This window comes from Paenibacillus thalictri, from assembly GCF_004307995.1.
Lineage (GTDB): Bacteria > Bacillota > Bacilli > Paenibacillales > NBRC-103111 > Paenibacillus_AF > Paenibacillus_AF thalictri.
Genome location: NZ_SIRE01000006.1, coordinates 227196 through 242790, shown reverse-complemented (window position 1 = coordinate 242790; position 15595 = coordinate 227196). Strand labels below are relative to the sequence as shown.

Genomic DNA, 15595 nt, shown 5'->3' with positions numbered 1-15595 from the left:
GGCTTACAAGTGCTGCAATCCAAGGAACAGCTTGAGCTCGGAGTCCCGGCTGCCCCTTATGCGGATAAACATCGGCTGCTGAAACAAATTGTTGCAGGCCGGTACATTTACTTGCTAATTTTGCCGGGTTTCCTTTACTTCTGCGTGTTTAAAATTTTTCCGATGTGGATGCTCGTCATCGCCTTTCAGAAGTACAGCCCGTTTGCCGGGATCACAGGCAGCGAGTGGGTGGGACTGGCCAATTTCGCCGGTTTACTGAAAGACCCCCACTTTTATGTGTTGCTGCGGAATACGCTGGCGATCAATTTGATCAATCTCGTCTTTTTCTTTCCGATCCCGATCGTGCTGGCGCTGATGCTTAACGAGGTCAGGCATGAACTGTTTAAGAAGCTCAACCAGTCGATCATATATATGCCGCATTTTTTGTCTTGGGTCGTAATCGCAAGTATGACGTTTTTTGTGTTGTCCGTTGATGTGGGGCTGCTCAACAAGCTGCTTGTGAAGCTGGGATTTAAAGCCGTCTCGTTTTTGTCTGCGCCGCATTATTTCTGGGGCATATTGACCGTACAAAATGTTTGGAAGGAAGCGGGCTGGGGCACGATCATATTTCTCGCTTCCATCGCCGGGGTCGATCCGCAGCGTTACGAAGCGGCCGTTGTGGATGGAGCGACGCGTTTTCAGCAAATATGGAACATCACGCTTCCCGCGATTCGTCCGACGATTGTCATTTTGCTGATTTTGAGGCTTGGCAACATGGCCGACGTCGGCTTCGAGCAGGTGCTGCTGATGATGAATCCGCTGGTTAATAACGTCGCCGACGTATTTGACACGTATTCGTATACGTTGGGGATTTTGCAAGGAGATGTCAGCGTCGGCACCGCGGTTGGTCTGTTTAAAGGCATCATCGGTCTTGTGCTTGTGTGGAGCTCCAATTACGTAGTCAAAAAACTGGGGCATGAGGGGATTTATTGACTTTGCGTAAAGTCATTGTAAAGGAGGACACCCATGAGTTTCGTGCATACGAAAAAAATGACCGCGGGTGACTATGTAAACTACAGCTTGCTCGGAATCATCGCTTTATTCAGCTTGTTTCCGTTTTTTTACGTGCTCAGCATTTCGTTTACCGATCCGAGCTCGTACGTGCCGTTTAAGTTTTATATTTTTCCCGACAAATGGTCGCTGTACTCTTACCGTTACATTTTATCGACAAACAGCTTTATCAACTCGTTTAACAGCACGGTATTCGTTACCGTGGTGGGTACTGTGCTCAACGTGTTGTTTACGTTTACAATGGCTTACGGCTTAACGAAGAAAAAGATTCCGGGCCGCAACCTGTTCCTGGGTGTCGTCATTGTCACGTTGTTTTTTAACGCCGGAGTCATTCCCAATTATTTGGTCGTCAAAAACGTCGGGCTGCTCAATTCCTACTGGTCGTTAATATGGCCAAGTCTGACGAATGCCTGGAGTCTGGTCGTCGTCAAAAGTTTTATGGACTCCATTCACCCGGAATTGGAAGAGGCGGCGAAAATCGACGGCTGCTCCGACCTAGCGGTATTTTGGCGGATCGTTGTTCCGCTGTCGCTGCCCGCCATTGCCGCTTTTACATTGTTTTTTGCGGTGGGGCATTGGAATACGTATTTCAGCGCGCTGATCTATATTTCCGATACGAAAAAATGGACGCTGCAGCTGCTCATTAAACAGCTGGTCATTGAAGGCGACGCCTCCGGCGTGGCCCAGACGCTGGATAACGATGCCGCTCCTCCGGTCGAAACGATCCGGATGGCTTCGATTGTGCTGGCGATGCTGCCGATTTTGATCGTCTACCCGTTCCTGCAAAAGTATTTTGCCAAAGGCGTCATGTTGGGTTCCATTAAAGGTTAGCATTTTTCATCATACATCATATATGAAACGAGGAGATAGGAATATGAGCAACGCAAACACCATTCGTACGGTGCTAGCTACGGTGCCGTATACGGGCTGGCATTTGGAGAAGCTGAGGAACGCATTTGGACCCGAGGTCCATTTCATTCACCTCAGCAAAGACGACACGGCCGGCATCGCCGAGGCGCTGGAGGAAGCAGACGTCGCTATTTTGCAAAGCGATCTGGATGAGCGGTACCTTGCTGCGCCTAAGCTGCGCTGGATTCATTGCGATCACTCCGGGCTGAACAAGTCGGCCCGCCCCGAAGTGTTCGAGAGAGGGCTGCAAGTGACGGGATCGGCGGGACGTTCCGGCCCCGTGTTGGCCGAGCATATTTTCTTTCTGACGTTATCGCTCATTTACGACGCGCATGGGCTGCATGACGCGCAAAAGGAACACCGCTGGAGAGGCATCCCGGGTTATGAAGAGCGCAGAGGGCTGTACGGCAAAACGATGGGCATTATCGGCATGGGTTTTACCGGCAAAGAGCTGGCCGTCCGCGCCAAAGCGTTTGGCATGCGTGTGCTGGGTTACCGCAGAAGCGTTACGGAGCCGCCGGCCGGGGTTGACAAGCTGTTTTGCGCCGACCGCGGAGAGACGATCGACGAACTGCTGCGTGAAAGCGACGTCGTTGTACTCGCGGTGCGCTTGTCCGACGAGACCCATCATCTGATCGGCGAAGCCGAACTTCAAGCGATGAAAAATACCGCCTACTTGATCAATATGGCACGCGGCCTCGTAATCGACGAACAAGCGCTTATTCACGCGCTGCATCAAGGCATCATCGGCGGCGCGGGGCTGGACACATTTGCGCAGGAGCCGCTGCCCGCGGACAATCCGCTGTGGGACGCGCCGAATCTGGTCATCACGCCGCACTGCACGCCGGAGATGCCCGACCTTACAGCCCGTTCGCTGGATATCATTTGCGACAATATCGTGCGGTACCGGGAAGGCAGGCCGCTGCTCAACGAGCTGGTGCCAAACGACGTATACACGAAATAACGTATGAACCGATATCGGATACACCATTTAACGGGGAGGATGAAATCAACGTGAAAACAGAAGCGATTGTCGATTTAACCGGAAGCTGGCGATTGGCGAAAGTTCAAGGGGCTGATTTAAGCGAAGGCGGAAGTGCGCCCGCTGCGGAAGGTCTGGAATGGATGGATGCAGCGGTGCCCGGTGCGGTACATTACGAGTTGGTGAAACACGGCAAGCTGACGAATCCGTTTGAGAGTACGGAAGCGGCGTTTGCGGCGGAATGGGTTGCGCAGTCGGATTGGGTGTATGTCAAAACGTTTTCTTTTCACGCCGGCGACTCCGCGGATCAATATTTGTATGCGCTGAAGTTTGACGGGATCGATACGTTCTCGGACATTTGGCTGAACGGGCAGCGGATCGGCCAGACCGCTAACGCCTACCGTTCCTACCAGTTTGAAGTGCCGTCCGCCATGCTGAAACCGGAAGGCAATGAGTTGCTCGTCCATGTGAAAAGCCACTACCGGATGATTGAAGGCAAAATTCCGGCTGCGGAGCAGATGGCCCGCACGGGTTCGCCGAGCGGTCTGCTCGGCAAGTCCTTGATCCGCCGTTACCAGCGCAGCTTTTTTACCAATTCCAGCCTGCTTAATTTGGGCACCGGGGTGCTTGGTATCGGCGTGCATAAACCGGTAAGCTTGCTGCGTTATCCAAAGACGCGGATTGCTGAAAGTTATTTTGCCGCAGAAACGATGACGGAGCAGGAAGCGTCCGCATTTGTGGAGATTAAGCTGGTTAAAGAGGCGGGCGCATCTCAAGCCTTAAAAGTAGAGGCGACGCTGTGGGAAGCGGAAGCCGGAGCCGGTAAACCGGCAGCCTCTGCGGTAGAGACGGTCTACGGCGACTCCGTTACTTTGCCGCTGCGCATCGGGCAGCCGAAGTTGTGGTGGCCGCGGGGATACGGCAGGCAAAATCTGTACCGCCTGATGATTCGCGTCTACGACGGCGATACGCTGCTGCACGAAACGGAGAAAAAAGTCGGCCTGAAGCGGGTCGAAGTCGTCCGCGAGCTGCCGAATGGCCGCAAAACGTTTTTTATCCGGGTGAATGGCCGGAAAATCCACGCCCGCGGTTCAAATCTTATTCCCGTCGATTATTTGAAGGTGCACGATACTTGGGACGCATACGAGCGGTTGTTCTGGATTATGCACAACAGCAATCACAACATGCTTCGGATTTGGGGCGGGGGCGCGGTGGAAACCGATGCGTTCTACGACCGCTGCGACGAGCTGGGGATTATGATCTGGCAGGACTTCTTCCTGCACAGCAACGTGTACCCCGACTATGATCCGGAATTTGTCGAGGAGTTCCGGCTGGAGTCGGTGGAACTCGTGAAACGGATTCGCGACCGCGCCAGTCTGGGCATTTTGTGCGGCGGCAACGAGCAGATGGAAGGCTGGGACGAATGGAACTGGAAAGCCGAGATGGACCGCTTTTACGGCGAGCCGTTGATTGCCGGGCTGCTGCCGGACATTGCGCAGAAGCTTTGCCCCGAAATTCCTTATGTGATCAATTCGCCGCATGGAGGCAAAATGGCGCAATCCGCGGTGGAAGGGGATATGCACAATTGGGGCAACTTTTACAATGCGACCAAAGATCCGCAGTTTGTCACGGAAACGTGCTGGAACCTGGAAAGCTATTCTCGGCCAGAAACGCTGAAAGCAAGCATGGGGCTTGATGTCGAGGAGTTTACCGAGCGGGGATGGCACAAGCAATGGAAGGAACGCACCTCGATTGCGCTGCTGACCAAATTTCCGTACAGCGCTTACCATAACGTGGCGACGCTGAGAGACTATTTGCGCGCTTTGGAAATCGAGCAATCGCAGGCCGATTACCATGCGCTGTCGATGCTGCGGCTGCGCAGCAGCTCCTGCAGCGGCATCTTGTATTGGTCGCTCAACAAAGGCGGCCCGCTGTTCGGCTTCGGCTGCGTCGATTATAAGGGATATCCGTTAATGAGCTATTATGCGGTGAAAAAAGTGTTTTCGGACACGCTCATCGGCGTTTACCGCGATGTCGACGACATTCGGATCGTCGCTTCCAATCTGACGGCGGAGCCGCTGCACGGGGAAATCCGTATTACCCACATGAATGCGGACGGAGCTGATCTGAAGCGGTGGCAGATCCCGGTTTCCGTGCAGCCGGACTTCACCGGCAACGTATTCGACATTGCCTCGTATTACAGCGAAATCGCCGATAGAACCCGGGAAATCGTTCACGTGGAGTGGCTTGTCGACGGCAGCGTCATTTCCGACGATACGTTATATTTCTGCACGATTGCGGAATTTGCGGCTGCTTCGGAACCGGTTTCGGCAACCGCCGCTCCTTCCGGGCCCGCTTCGTGGACGCTGGAGCTGGAAACGGCTTCGGTCAGCAAGATGGTGCTGCTGGAAAGCAATCAGAAGCTGCTATTCAGCGACAACTATTTCACGCTTGTACCCGGCGTGAAAAAGCGGATTGACGTGACGTTGCTGGAACAAACCGGCGGCGACGAGGTGCTGCTGACGGCCGCTTCGCTGGACGCTGAGCAGTATAGTCAACGGCTTGTTCTTCAAATGTAACATGGCCGATATATATGTATTTGAAGCGGGTTGGACTCACAACCCGCTTTTTAATACGTATTCACTTTAACGAGTTAATTCTCGAAAGCGACAATCGTTCGACACAATCATTTGCCCGGCGTGAGTTTCGTATAACTTTCTAGTTCCTAAGATAAGGGCGTTATGGTATAATAATTTATTGTATTAGAATCTGAAAATGCTTCCAATGAGAAGCTTTTCTTATGTAAATGTGACGGTTAGGAGTGAACCAGCTTTGTCTCTGATTGTGATGAAATTTGGCGGCAGCTCCGTTGGCGACCCGGAGAGAATGAAGCGTGTAGCGAAGCGGATCTCAGAAAGAAAACAGGAAGGCCATCAGTGCGTTGTCGTCGTATCTGCGATGGGCGACACCACCGATGATTTGATCGATTTAACCAAACAAATATGTACGACTACGCCGCCGGCACGTGAAATGGATATGCTGCTTTCCACTGGCGAGCAGGTATCGGTCGCATTGCTGTCTATGGCGATACATAGCTTGGGATGTTCGGCCGTATCCTTCACCGGCTGGCAAGCGGGAATGTACACGGAAGACGTTCATGGCAAGGCGCGTATTACCGACATTCAGCCGGAACGTATTTTGAAAGCGCTGGATAACGACAAGATCGTAATTGTTGCAGGTTTCCAGGGCATGACCGGCGAAGGCGAGATTACGACGCTTGGCCGCGGCGGTTCCGATACGACTGCGGTCGCGCTCGCTGCGGCAATTAAAGCCGACGTGTGCGAAATTTTTACCGATGTCGACGGCGTTTACTCGACGGACCCGCGGATTGTCCGCGTGGCTCGCAAGCTGAACGAAATCTCGTACGACGAGATGCTGGAGCTTGCCAACTTGGGCGCAGCCGTGCTGCATCCAAGAGCGGTGGAGTATGCGAAAAATTACAACGTACCGCTCGTCGTCAGATCCAGCTTTAATCATAATGAGGGTACGAAAGTGAAGGAGGAAGCAGTCATGGAACAAGGCCTCGCGGTGCGCGGCATTGCTTATGATAAGAACGTGGCAAGAATCAGCATCTTGGGCGTTGAAGAAAAGGTCGGCCAATTGGCCAAAGTATTTACCGCTCTGGCAAAGGAGCAAATCGATGTGGACATTATCGTGCAAAGCGGCGTGATGAACGGCGCTGCCGATTTCTCCTTCACCGTATCGCTCAGCGATAAAGACAAGGCTCTGCAAGTGATTGAGGGCATTCGTTCCACAGTTGGTTTCCGGGAAGTGACTTCCCAGGAAAATCTTGTGAAAGTATCGATCGTTGGTGCCGGTATGGTCAGCACGCCGGGCGTTGCGGCTAAGATGTTCGAAGTGATCTCCGAGCTTGGCCTCAGCATCAACATGGTCAGCACCTCCGAAATCAAGACGTCCTGTGTCATTGACGGCTCGCGTTTGATTGAGGTTATTCAAGCGCTGCATACCGCATACGGCCTGGATACCGATTCGCAAGTGTTTGTCGGCGGCCCGTCGGAAAGACGTTAATCACGCGTATTTTTTCGTCGCTGCTTCCGGGTTTTCCTGGTTTTTTGCTGGTTTGCGCCGGAATAACCGGGCGATCTGCAAGCGCGGCTTCAGCCTTTGCCAAACAGCATCCTGAACACGGCCAGCAGGAACGCGGTGATTCCCGCAGCCATCAGCGGCCCTACAGGTATGCCTCGCAAAAAAATAATGCCGAATATGGAACCAATGACTAGACCCACAATTAATTGTGGGTCTAGTTTGAGTAGTTCCAATCCTTTTCCGTTCATATAGGTAGCGATAGCTCCGCCGATCAGCGCCAATATGCCGGGCCACGACGTAAATACCGAGACGACGTCCTTGTAATTAATCCGCTCGCTGGCAAAAGGCACTAACACGCCCATGGTCAGAAAGAGCAGCCCTAGCTCCAGCCCCCTCCGTTCAATTGTAGGCAGAAACCTCTCCAGACTGATCAGTTTGACCACCAGCAGCACGCAAGCCGCGGTTGTGATGATCGGGGAGCGCCCAATCAACCCGATAATAATGAGTAAAACGAGCAAAATGTCTCCGTTCATCATCGGTAAAGACTCCTTGTCTCATAGTTTCGTGAAGAGAAAACCCCGTCTTCAGGCTTGGCCCGGAAGTTGATTCTACATCATTCTATGAGAGGACAACCGTTTTAGAACGAACCTGTGTTAGTGTTGCTTCATAACACCCATACAAAACTCGGGTACGACTGCAAGCCGGTTGACCTGGGAACAGTAGACGATATCTTGGGAGAAGCCAAGGCGGGACAACCGTTTCCCGTTCGAACAGCCGAATATCGCTTCCGTCAGATTATCCCGAATCCGCTCAAACGTGTACATCATGGCCAAACCTACGTCGTTGAAATCAGGAGGGACGGAGGCCAGACGCGACAATTCCGCCGCCAGCAAACCTGCGCAAAGCCCATCCTCCAGACTAAACACATCGTTTGTGCCTGAACATAAAATAACGATATCACGCTCCGATTCCAGCGCTTTGGCCGCACAAGCGGCTCCGTTCAGCAAGGAGCCTGCCAGAATGGTCTCGGCTTGCAGCGATGTTTGAATCGCCCGGGTTCCGTTGGTTGTTGTCATGACAACGATTTTATCGCCTACAATATCGCGGCGGTATTCCAATGGGGAGTTGCCGAGATCAAATCCCGGTATTTTCTGGCAAAATCTTTCGCCGCCAAGTAGATCGCCCGGAGCTTGGGCTTTTTTGGCCTGCTCAATCGTTTCTACCGGAACAATGCCTTTGCATCCTGCGGCCAGAGCGGCAACCATTGTGCTGGTCGCCCTCAGCACGTCGATCACGATGGCCGTTTTGCCGGCAAATTGGTCAGCCACAGCTTCATGAATGCTTGGAATCACTTCAACTTTCATGCTTCTGCCTCCTTGATTCAGCAGGTAGAACTTAAGGCTTCAAGCGGTTACAACTGTTTGGCGGCGACCTGCTGCTCCGTACGGCCCAGTTTTAACGTATCCGAACGCAGCCCGCGGCGCAGCGCTTCCAGCGAAATGATGTCCTGGGGGGCGATATTGCCCAGATTGATTTGTGTGCCAAGCAGCGTCAGCAGATGCACCTGCTGATCTTTGTGCGGCGCTTCCCAAAGCAGTCTGCCGCTGTCTGCAACGCCTTGCAGGACAAGCGAAATCTCCTCATCTTTGCAGTCGCCGTTTTCGTCGTAAATCCCGACGCCTTTGCCCGATTCTCTTCCCTCAATGGTGACAAGACTGGCTCCCTTGCTGCAATCGATAGCCACCGTTTCGATCAACTCTCCTATTTCAATGGACGAACCCCAGCACTTTTTGCCATATTCGGTTATGACCGTTAATCCTGCGTCGACGCCGCGTTCGATCAACTCGCTTCTAAGTTCGCGGCTTAGCTCGATGGTGCCGTCCGACACTTCCAGACCGTTGAAACCTAAAAAAGCGACCATATCGAAAAAAGCGTCGATATTATTTTGCCTGATAGCCACCTCCAGAAAAGTGCCGCCAGGGTAAACGATAATATCGTTTGCTTTGGCATGGTCGATTTTGTTTTTTAATAGTTTGATCTTATACAGAGGGGAGGTGCCGAAGCCGATTTTCAAAAAATCAATATGATCTGCTGCCGTTTCCATCAGATCAAGCATTGCGTTCAGTCCTAAGCCTTTGTCGATGACCATTGTTTTCCCCAAGGCACGTGGCTTGGCGGTGCGGCTTGCGGTCGGATCGCTTAGCAGCGGATGCCAATCCAGACGGGACGAAACTTCCATTGCGTAAATCTCCTCTTCTCGTGTGTAGAGTAGTTTTTTTTCTGTGTCATCATATGCATTTTTATTTAGGGGTGTGCCCACGATGCCTAAAAAGAGACAAGCACGCATAGAGTAAATAGTAGCGCTTCAATACGGGAAAGGGGGAGACAAAGCGTGTGGGATATGTTCAATAAGGTGGTTCTAAGTATGGCGGCCCTTCGCATCTTTTCGGGCAGCGTCGAAATTGCCGCGGCTGTGCTGATGCTCAGGTTCAATCAGATCGATAAGGCGCTGATCGTCAATTCGGGTCTAGCTTTGGTGGGACCGTTTGTCCTGCTTACGACAACGACGATCGGTTTTGTCGGACTGGCGGACAAACTATCATTTAGCAAATTGGCCTTTGTATTGTGCGGCGTTTCTTTCATTTTAATCGGAATCTTAAAAAAGTAAGTTGTCATATTCGGTTCAAATAGGCATACATATGTTGTAAAGATGGACAGCTTGGGGGTGCATTTCGTGCTGGATACCATTCTATCGATTCTACCAACGTCGCTCAAAGCCATCATGCAAAATCTACCAAATGCTACCAAGGATATTTTGGAAGAAATCCGCATCCGCGAAAAACGTCCGCTGGAGATCATTTTCCGGGGAGGTTACGCATTCGTCGGGGCCAAATCGCAGCTATATCGGGAGCCGGGTTCCGCCTACGTGACAAGCCGCGAAGAATGCGCCGCTGTGCTGGAATTGGCTACGCATCATTCGGTGTACACCTTTGACGAGGAGCTGCGCCGGGGGTATATCACGATTAGCGGCGGCCATCGCGTCGGACTAGCCGGCCGCACGGTGCTTGAGCAGGGGAAGGTTAAGCAGATTAAAGAAGTCAGCGGTTTTAATATCCGCATCGCCCGCGAAGCTGCCGGATCGGGCTCGAAGGTGCTGCCGCTGATTACAGATCACGAAGCGCATTCGGTGTTGCCGACATTAATCATTTCGCCTCCACAGCAGGGGAAAACAACGCTGCTTCGCGATTTGACGCGGCTGATCAGCAGTGGAATATGGCCGAGCCCGTTATGGGCAGGTTTGGGGCTAAAAGTCGGCATTGTCGATGAACGTTCGGAGCTGGCCGCCTGTTCGCATGGGGTTCCGACGTTTGATGTCGGCCCGAGAACGGACGTGCTGGACGGCTGTCCGAAAGCGGAAGGGATGATGATGATGATCCGTTCCATGTCACCGGATATTATCGCTGTCGATGAAATCGGCAGGCCGGAGGATGCGGAAGCGATCCATGAGGCGGTAAGGGCCGGCATTCGCGTGATGGCTACGGCGCACGGGCGCGATCTAGCCGATGTGAGCCGGCGTCCGATATTAAAGCAGCTGATCCAAGACGGCGTGTTTCAAAGATACGTGGTGCTAAGCCGCAGAGCAGGGCCGGGAACAGTGGAGTTCGTGTGCGGCGGGAATGGAGAGCCGATCCAGCAACGCGGCGGAGCCGCCGTCCGGATCGGGGGGACGGATCGATGCTGAAGCTGATCGGTGCGGTACTGATTCTTTTTGCCGGGGCGATGTTTGGCTTCTATCAAGCGTCGCAGCTGTCCCGCAGGCCAAAGCAGATCAGGCATATCATTCAGGCGCTGGGGCGGCTGGAAACGGAAATTGTTTACGGGCTAACCCCGCTGGCGTCGGCGTTCAGCAAAATGGCGGCGCAATTGCCTGAGCCGGCTGCCGGTTTATTCCGCAGAGCGGGAGAAGGGTTAGCGGCGTCAACGGACAGATCGGCCGCGGAGATATGGCAAGAAGCTGCAGAGGAGCAGTGGAAGTATACGGCGATGAAAAGCGGCGAAAAGCAGATCGTGCTGCAGCTCGGAAATTCGCTGGGGCGCTCCGACCGCGAGGATCAGATCAAGCATCTGCGGCTTGCCGCAAGCCAGCTGCAAGCGGAAGAAACGCATGCGCTGGAAGAGCAGAAACGTTACGAAAGCATGTGGAAAAGCTTGGGGGTGCTGATGGGGGCGCTCGTGGTTATTTTAATGTATTAGGAAATTAGGAAGGTGCCGCCGATGAACGTGGATGTGAACGCGATATTTCAAATAGCCGGCATTGGGATCATCGTCGCCATGATACATACGGTGCTCAAGCAGATGGGCAAAGAGGACATGGCGCATTGGGTAACGGTCATCGGATTTGTGGTCGTGCTCTTTATGGTCGTCAGCTTACTTGACAGCTTGTTTAAAGAAATTAAAACGATTTTTTTATTTCAGTAAGGTGAATCGCGATGGAAATCATTCAGGTTGTAGGTGTCGGTCTAATTGCTGCGATCCTGATCCTCATTGTCCGGGAACAGAAGCCGATGTTTGCTTTTCTGCTCACGGCTTTTACAGGCATTGCGTTGTTTCTGATGCTGATCGGCAAAATCTCTTCGGTCATCCAGGTTCTGGAGGATTTGGCCGTAAAATCGGGCATCAACATGATTTTTCTTAAGACGATTTTGAAAATTATCGGAATCGCCTATATCGCTGAATTCGGCGCGCAAATCGTGCGTGACGCGGGTCAGGAATCGATCGCCTCGAAAATCGAACTCTCCGGCAAAATATTGATTATGGTGATGGCGATACCGATCGTTTCGGTCATTATCGAGACGGTTGTCAAAATGATTCCGGCTTAATGTGCGCAAAAAGGAGAGGGATTTCAGGTGGTGCGGCATTGGATCAAGCGAATACGGCTGCCCGGGCTTGTTCTCGCACTGCTGATGCAGATTGGCGGACGCGCGGCGGCGTCACCGGTCGAGCAAGTGATCAAAGAACAAGCGGAGCATCTTCCGACAGATCAAGTCGAGCAGTTCTGGAGCAAGCTGGTGCAGGATTATGGCGGTTTTTTTCCGGAAGGCCGGACTCCGGGGTTTATGGAACTGCTGACGGGGGCCAAGCAGTTCAGCATCAAAGCGGCGATGCAGGGCGGACTAAACTATTTCTTTCACGAGATTTTGTACAACGGCAAGCTGCTGGCGGCGATCGTTATTCTGACCATCTTCAGTATGCTGCTGGAAACGGTGCAAAGTTCTTTCGAAAAAAATGCCGTCAGTAAAATTGCCTACTCGATCTGTTTTCTCGTACTGATGATTATAGCGATCAACAGCTTCAGCGTAGCGATTCAATATGCGAAGGACGCGATCACCCAGATGATTCAGTTTATGATCGCGGTTGTACCGCTGCTGCTGATTCTGCTGGCTTCGATGGGGAATGTCGTCACGGTCTCGGTGCTGCATCCGCTGATCATCTTTATGATCCACTCGATCGGTACAGCCATTTACGTTGTGGTGTTCCCGCTATTGTTTTTCTCGGCGATCCTGCATATCGTCAGCTCGCTCAGCGATAAATACAAAGTGACGCAGCTGGCCGACTTGCTGCGAAATATCAGCGTTGGCAGCCTCGGCGTATTCATCACCGTATTTCTCGGCGTCATCTCCGTTCAGGGGGCGGGCAGCGCGATCACGGACGGGGTAACCATCCGGACTGCCAAGTACATCACCGGCAACTTCGTACCGGTGGTCGGCCGCCTGTTCGCAGATGCTTCCGAGACGGTCATCGGAGCATCGCTGCTGGTTAAAAATGCAGTAGGCCTCGCCGGTGTAGTTATCATCATCATGATTTGCGCGTTCCCGGCCATTAAGATTATGACCTTGGCTTTGATTTACAACATTTGCGCCGCGGTTATGCAGCCGCTGGGAGACAATCCGATGATATCCTGCCTGCAGACCATCGGCAAAAGCATGATTTATGTATTTGCCGCTTTGGCGGTTGTCGGTCTGATGTTTTTTCTAGCCATTACGATCCTCATTGCCGCCGGCAATGTCTCGGTTATGGTGAGGTAAGCGAGGTAAGGAAAGGCAAACAAGCGGCCGCAATAACACGAAGTTAGGTTGTTTCTTCAAAATGACTCACGTGAACAGTTGTGAAGGAGGGTGTCATGGAATGGCTCGGAGGATGGTTGCGTTCGGTCGTACTGGTTATTATGCTCGCGACGTTTATCGATTTGCTGCTGCCCAATCAGTCGATGCAAAGATATGTGAAGACGGTGGTCAGCTTGTTCATACTGCTTACGCTGATGAATCCGATATTCACGCTTTTTCAGAAGCAGTGGAACGCGGACCAAATGTTTGCCGAGGCGTCCGCCGTACAGGATCGTCTGGCCTCCGGGGGCACCCGCAGCGATGTCACCTTATCCGATATCGAGCGGCAGTCGGAGCAACTTCAGCAACTGCAAAAAAAGCAATCCAAACGACTTGCCGAAACGCAGATCGCCCAGCAGATACGCGATTCGATTGAGAAGCAATCCGGTTATGCCGTGAAAACAATTCGGGTGGATACAACCGAAAATACAACCGGACAAACCGTTATCGGAAACGTCAGTATCGCTTTGCAGGATAAGGAAACCGGCCAGCCGGCGGCAAGCTCTGGCAGCACGCCGAATGGCGCCGCCTTGGGCAAGCCGATCCAGCCTGTAACTATAGATGTGCAAAGCACGATGCCGGCTTATGCCCCGGCCAAAAGGGAGGAGCAGCCGCTGACGCCGGAAGAACGGCAAGGCAAAACCGCAGTGCAGCAGCTGCTTGAAAAAGATTGGCAGCTAAAGCCGGAGCAGCTCCAGCTCACATTTGTTTCGCGGGAGAAGTTATAAGCAGGCTTTCCAGCGGAAAGCTCAGTAACGCTTACGAAGTAGGCTTTCCTTCGGAAAGCCCTCAGGAGGTGAACCAATGGGCAAATTCACGCAATGGACGGAAAAATGGCTTGGAGGAGGGCCGGGCGGACCGAAGCGGGCGCAGACGTTCCGCTGGCTGATCCTGGTCGGGCTGGTCGGAGCAGCATTTATGATCCTGAATTCTTTTATCTCGGTAAAAGCAATCGACCCCATTGGCGGCGAAAGCCGGGCCTCCCCCGAGCAGCAGCCGAACAAGCCCGCTTTTTCCGGCTCAAGCGCAAACAAAGAGCAATCGAAGTTCAAAGAATATGAGGAAGCCTACGAATCGCAGCTGCGGGAGCTGTTGACTAAAGTCGTTGGCGTCGGCGATGTGGAGGTTATGGTGACCATCGATTCTACGGAGGAAATATCCGTCGAGCACAATTCGAAGGAATCGCAGCAGACGACAAACGAGAAGGATCAGCACGGCGCCACCCGCCATGTGACGGATGTGACACGCAGCGGAGAAGTTGTTTTGTACGAGGTTTCGGGCGGTAAACAGCCCTTGATTTTAAAGACGATCAAGCCGAAAATTCGCGGCGTTGTGGTTGTTGCCCGCGGCGCGGAAAATTTAACCGTAAAAAAGATGATTAGCGAGGCGGTCGAGCGGGGGCTTGAAGTTCCCGCGCACCGGATATCCATTTTACCGCGCAAACAGTAGCTGCATTGTACAGAAATCCCGTTTCGCAACGCGCATAGCGCCTAAATTTAAGGAGGAATAAACAATGAATCCAAAAAGACAAACGGTTTGGTTAGTATCCATGTTAAGTTTGATGGTTGTACTCTCGGCATATTATTTATTTACGGAAGATGTCAATCAGCTTGATTTTGCGTCCACAGGCACAAAACAGACCAATGAGATCAAAGTTTCTACCACCGAGCATAGCGCCATGGATCCTAAATCAATCGACAGTAAAGCCGATCCAAAGGCTGATGCCAAACAAGACGTTAAAACCGATGCCAAAGTGACCGCTCCTGCTGCCCCATCCGCCACTTCGGCCAAAACCGACACAAGCGCCAAGCAAGATACGGCGGCAAAAACGGATGCAAAAACCGGAAGTGCGCCGGCAAGCGCAAGTACTGACTCGAAAGCGGCTGCCGCTGGGGCTGCAAAAACTTCTTCGGCTCAAACCAAGGACAGCGCTCAGGCAGCCGATGCCAAAGTGCTTGAAAAGATGCAGGCGCAGGCGGTATCCGGGGGCGACTTCTTTGTCAGCCAACAGCTGAAACGCAATGAGGACATGGGCAAACAAACGGAGAAGCTGATGACGATCATTACAGATGCCAAGCAAAGCTCCGACACGGTTTCCAAAGCATATGAAGATTTGAGAAAGCTGGAAGATAAGGAAGCCAAAATTACGAATTTGGAAGAAAGCTTGATGAAAGACTTCCCGCAGGTCATCGTTAATGAAGATTTGAATAAATGGAAAGTCACGGTGCAAAGCAACAAGCTGGAAAGAAGCCAAGCGGTCAGCATCGTTGACAGCGTAATGAAAGAAATGAATGTCGGAGCCGACGGCGTCATCGTTCAATATGTACCGTAAGATACTGAGTTAAAACCGGGCGGCCTGCACGCCTTCCCGTTTCAAAACCTT

At 52.5% G+C, this 15595-nt stretch carries 17 protein-coding genes; 14 read left to right on the top strand and 3 right to left on the bottom strand.

The genetic code is table 11. The features are described 5' to 3' along the window. The first annotated feature begins 9 nt into the window (after nt 1-9). The 5 genes from EYB31_RS09885 (at nt 10) to EYB31_RS09865 (ending at nt 7030) form a co-directional block, all read left to right on the top strand. Nucleotides 10-972 carry an ABC transporter permease gene (locus EYB31_RS09885; RefSeq protein ID WP_276322037.1) on the top strand — a complete coding sequence of 321 codons (963 nt, stop codon included), beginning with the start codon at nt 10-12 and terminating at the stop codon, nt 970-972. Between the two features lie 33 nt (nt 973-1005). Further along, nucleotides 1006-1881 carry a carbohydrate ABC transporter permease gene (locus EYB31_RS09880; RefSeq protein ID WP_131013137.1) on the top strand — a complete coding sequence of 292 codons (876 nt, stop codon included), beginning with the start codon at nt 1006-1008 and terminating at the stop codon, nt 1879-1881. Between the two features lie 43 nt (nt 1882-1924). Continuing rightward, nucleotides 1925-2923: a D-2-hydroxyacid dehydrogenase gene (locus EYB31_RS09875; protein WP_131013136.1), complete on the top strand. Its 999-nt coding sequence runs from the start codon at nt 1925-1927 to the stop codon at nt 2921-2923. Between the two features lie 50 nt (nt 2924-2973). Further along, a complete protein-coding gene (locus EYB31_RS09870; protein WP_131013135.1) occupies nt 2974-5520 on the top strand; it encodes a beta-mannosidase in 2547 nt (848 codons plus the stop codon). Nucleotides 5521-5773: 253 nt separating this feature from the next. Beyond that, the gene (locus tag EYB31_RS09865; protein WP_131013134.1) at nt 5774-7030 is read left to right on the top strand and encodes an aspartate kinase; all 1257 of its coding nucleotides are present in this window, start codon (nt 5774-5776) and stop codon (nt 7028-7030) included. Nucleotides 7031-7119: 89 nt separating this feature from the next. Here EYB31_RS09865 and EYB31_RS09860 read toward each other — a convergent pair whose 3' ends face one another. From EYB31_RS09860 to comA, 3 genes are all read right to left on the bottom strand, one after another. Next, nucleotides 7120-7581, bottom strand: a complete 462-nt coding sequence (locus EYB31_RS09860) for a DUF441 domain-containing protein (protein ID WP_131013267.1) — start codon at nt 7579-7581, stop codon at nt 7120-7122. A 120-nt stretch (nt 7582-7701) separates the two neighbouring features. Continuing rightward, entirely contained in the window at nt 7702-8412 is a 711-nt protein-coding gene (locus tag EYB31_RS09855) for a 2-phosphosulfolactate phosphatase (protein WP_131013133.1), read from the bottom strand. A gap of 47 nt (nt 8413-8459) precedes the next feature. Then, complete coding sequence (comA, locus tag EYB31_RS09850) at nt 8460-9287, bottom strand: phosphosulfolactate synthase (protein ID WP_131013132.1); 828 nt, start codon at nt 9285-9287, stop codon at nt 8460-8462. A gap of 162 nt (nt 9288-9449) precedes the next feature. Here comA and EYB31_RS09845 point away from each other — a divergent pair, with 162 nt between their 5' ends. From EYB31_RS09845 to EYB31_RS09805, 9 genes are all read left to right on the top strand, one after another. After that, the gene (locus EYB31_RS09845) at nt 9450-9716 is read left to right on the top strand and encodes a YqhV family protein (RefSeq protein WP_131013266.1); all 267 of its coding nucleotides are present in this window, start codon (nt 9450-9452) and stop codon (nt 9714-9716) included. Nucleotides 9717-9785: 69 nt separating this feature from the next. Next, nucleotides 9786-10790, top strand: coding sequence for a stage III sporulation protein AA (gene spoIIIAA, locus EYB31_RS09840; protein ID WP_276322038.1), 1005 nt, complete (start codon nt 9786-9788; stop codon nt 10788-10790). Further along, nucleotides 10784-11302 carry a stage III sporulation protein SpoIIIAB gene (gene spoIIIAB / locus EYB31_RS09835; protein ID WP_131013130.1) on the top strand — a complete coding sequence of 173 codons (519 nt, stop codon included), beginning with the start codon at nt 10784-10786 and terminating at the stop codon, nt 11300-11302. The genes spoIIIAA and spoIIIAB overlap by 7 nt, the downstream gene beginning before the upstream one ends. Before the next feature lie 21 nt (nt 11303-11323). Further along, nucleotides 11324-11527: a stage III sporulation protein AC gene (gene spoIIIAC / locus EYB31_RS09830; protein WP_131013129.1), complete on the top strand. Its 204-nt coding sequence runs from the start codon at nt 11324-11326 to the stop codon at nt 11525-11527. Nucleotides 11528-11538: 11 nt separating this feature from the next. After that, nucleotides 11539-11928: a stage III sporulation protein AD gene (gene spoIIIAD, locus EYB31_RS09825; RefSeq protein ID WP_131013128.1), complete on the top strand. Its 390-nt coding sequence runs from the start codon at nt 11539-11541 to the stop codon at nt 11926-11928. Nucleotides 11929-12012: 84 nt separating this feature from the next. Continuing rightward, nucleotides 12013-13134: a stage III sporulation protein AE gene (gene spoIIIAE, locus EYB31_RS09820; RefSeq protein WP_131013265.1), complete on the top strand. Its 1122-nt coding sequence runs from the start codon at nt 12013-12015 to the stop codon at nt 13132-13134. Nucleotides 13135-13229: 95 nt separating this feature from the next. Further along, the gene (gene spoIIIAF / locus EYB31_RS09815) at nt 13230-13940 is read left to right on the top strand and encodes a stage III sporulation protein AF (RefSeq protein ID WP_131013127.1); all 711 of its coding nucleotides are present in this window, start codon (nt 13230-13232) and stop codon (nt 13938-13940) included. A gap of 76 nt (nt 13941-14016) precedes the next feature. Further along, nucleotides 14017-14661 carry a stage III sporulation protein AG gene (gene spoIIIAG, locus EYB31_RS09810; RefSeq protein WP_131013126.1) on the top strand — a complete coding sequence of 215 codons (645 nt, stop codon included), beginning with the start codon at nt 14017-14019 and terminating at the stop codon, nt 14659-14661. Between the two features lie 64 nt (nt 14662-14725). Beyond that, the gene (locus EYB31_RS09805) at nt 14726-15544 is read left to right on the top strand and encodes a SpoIIIAH-like family protein (RefSeq protein ID WP_131013125.1); all 819 of its coding nucleotides are present in this window, start codon (nt 14726-14728) and stop codon (nt 15542-15544) included. Nucleotides 15545-15595: the final 51 nt, after the last annotated feature.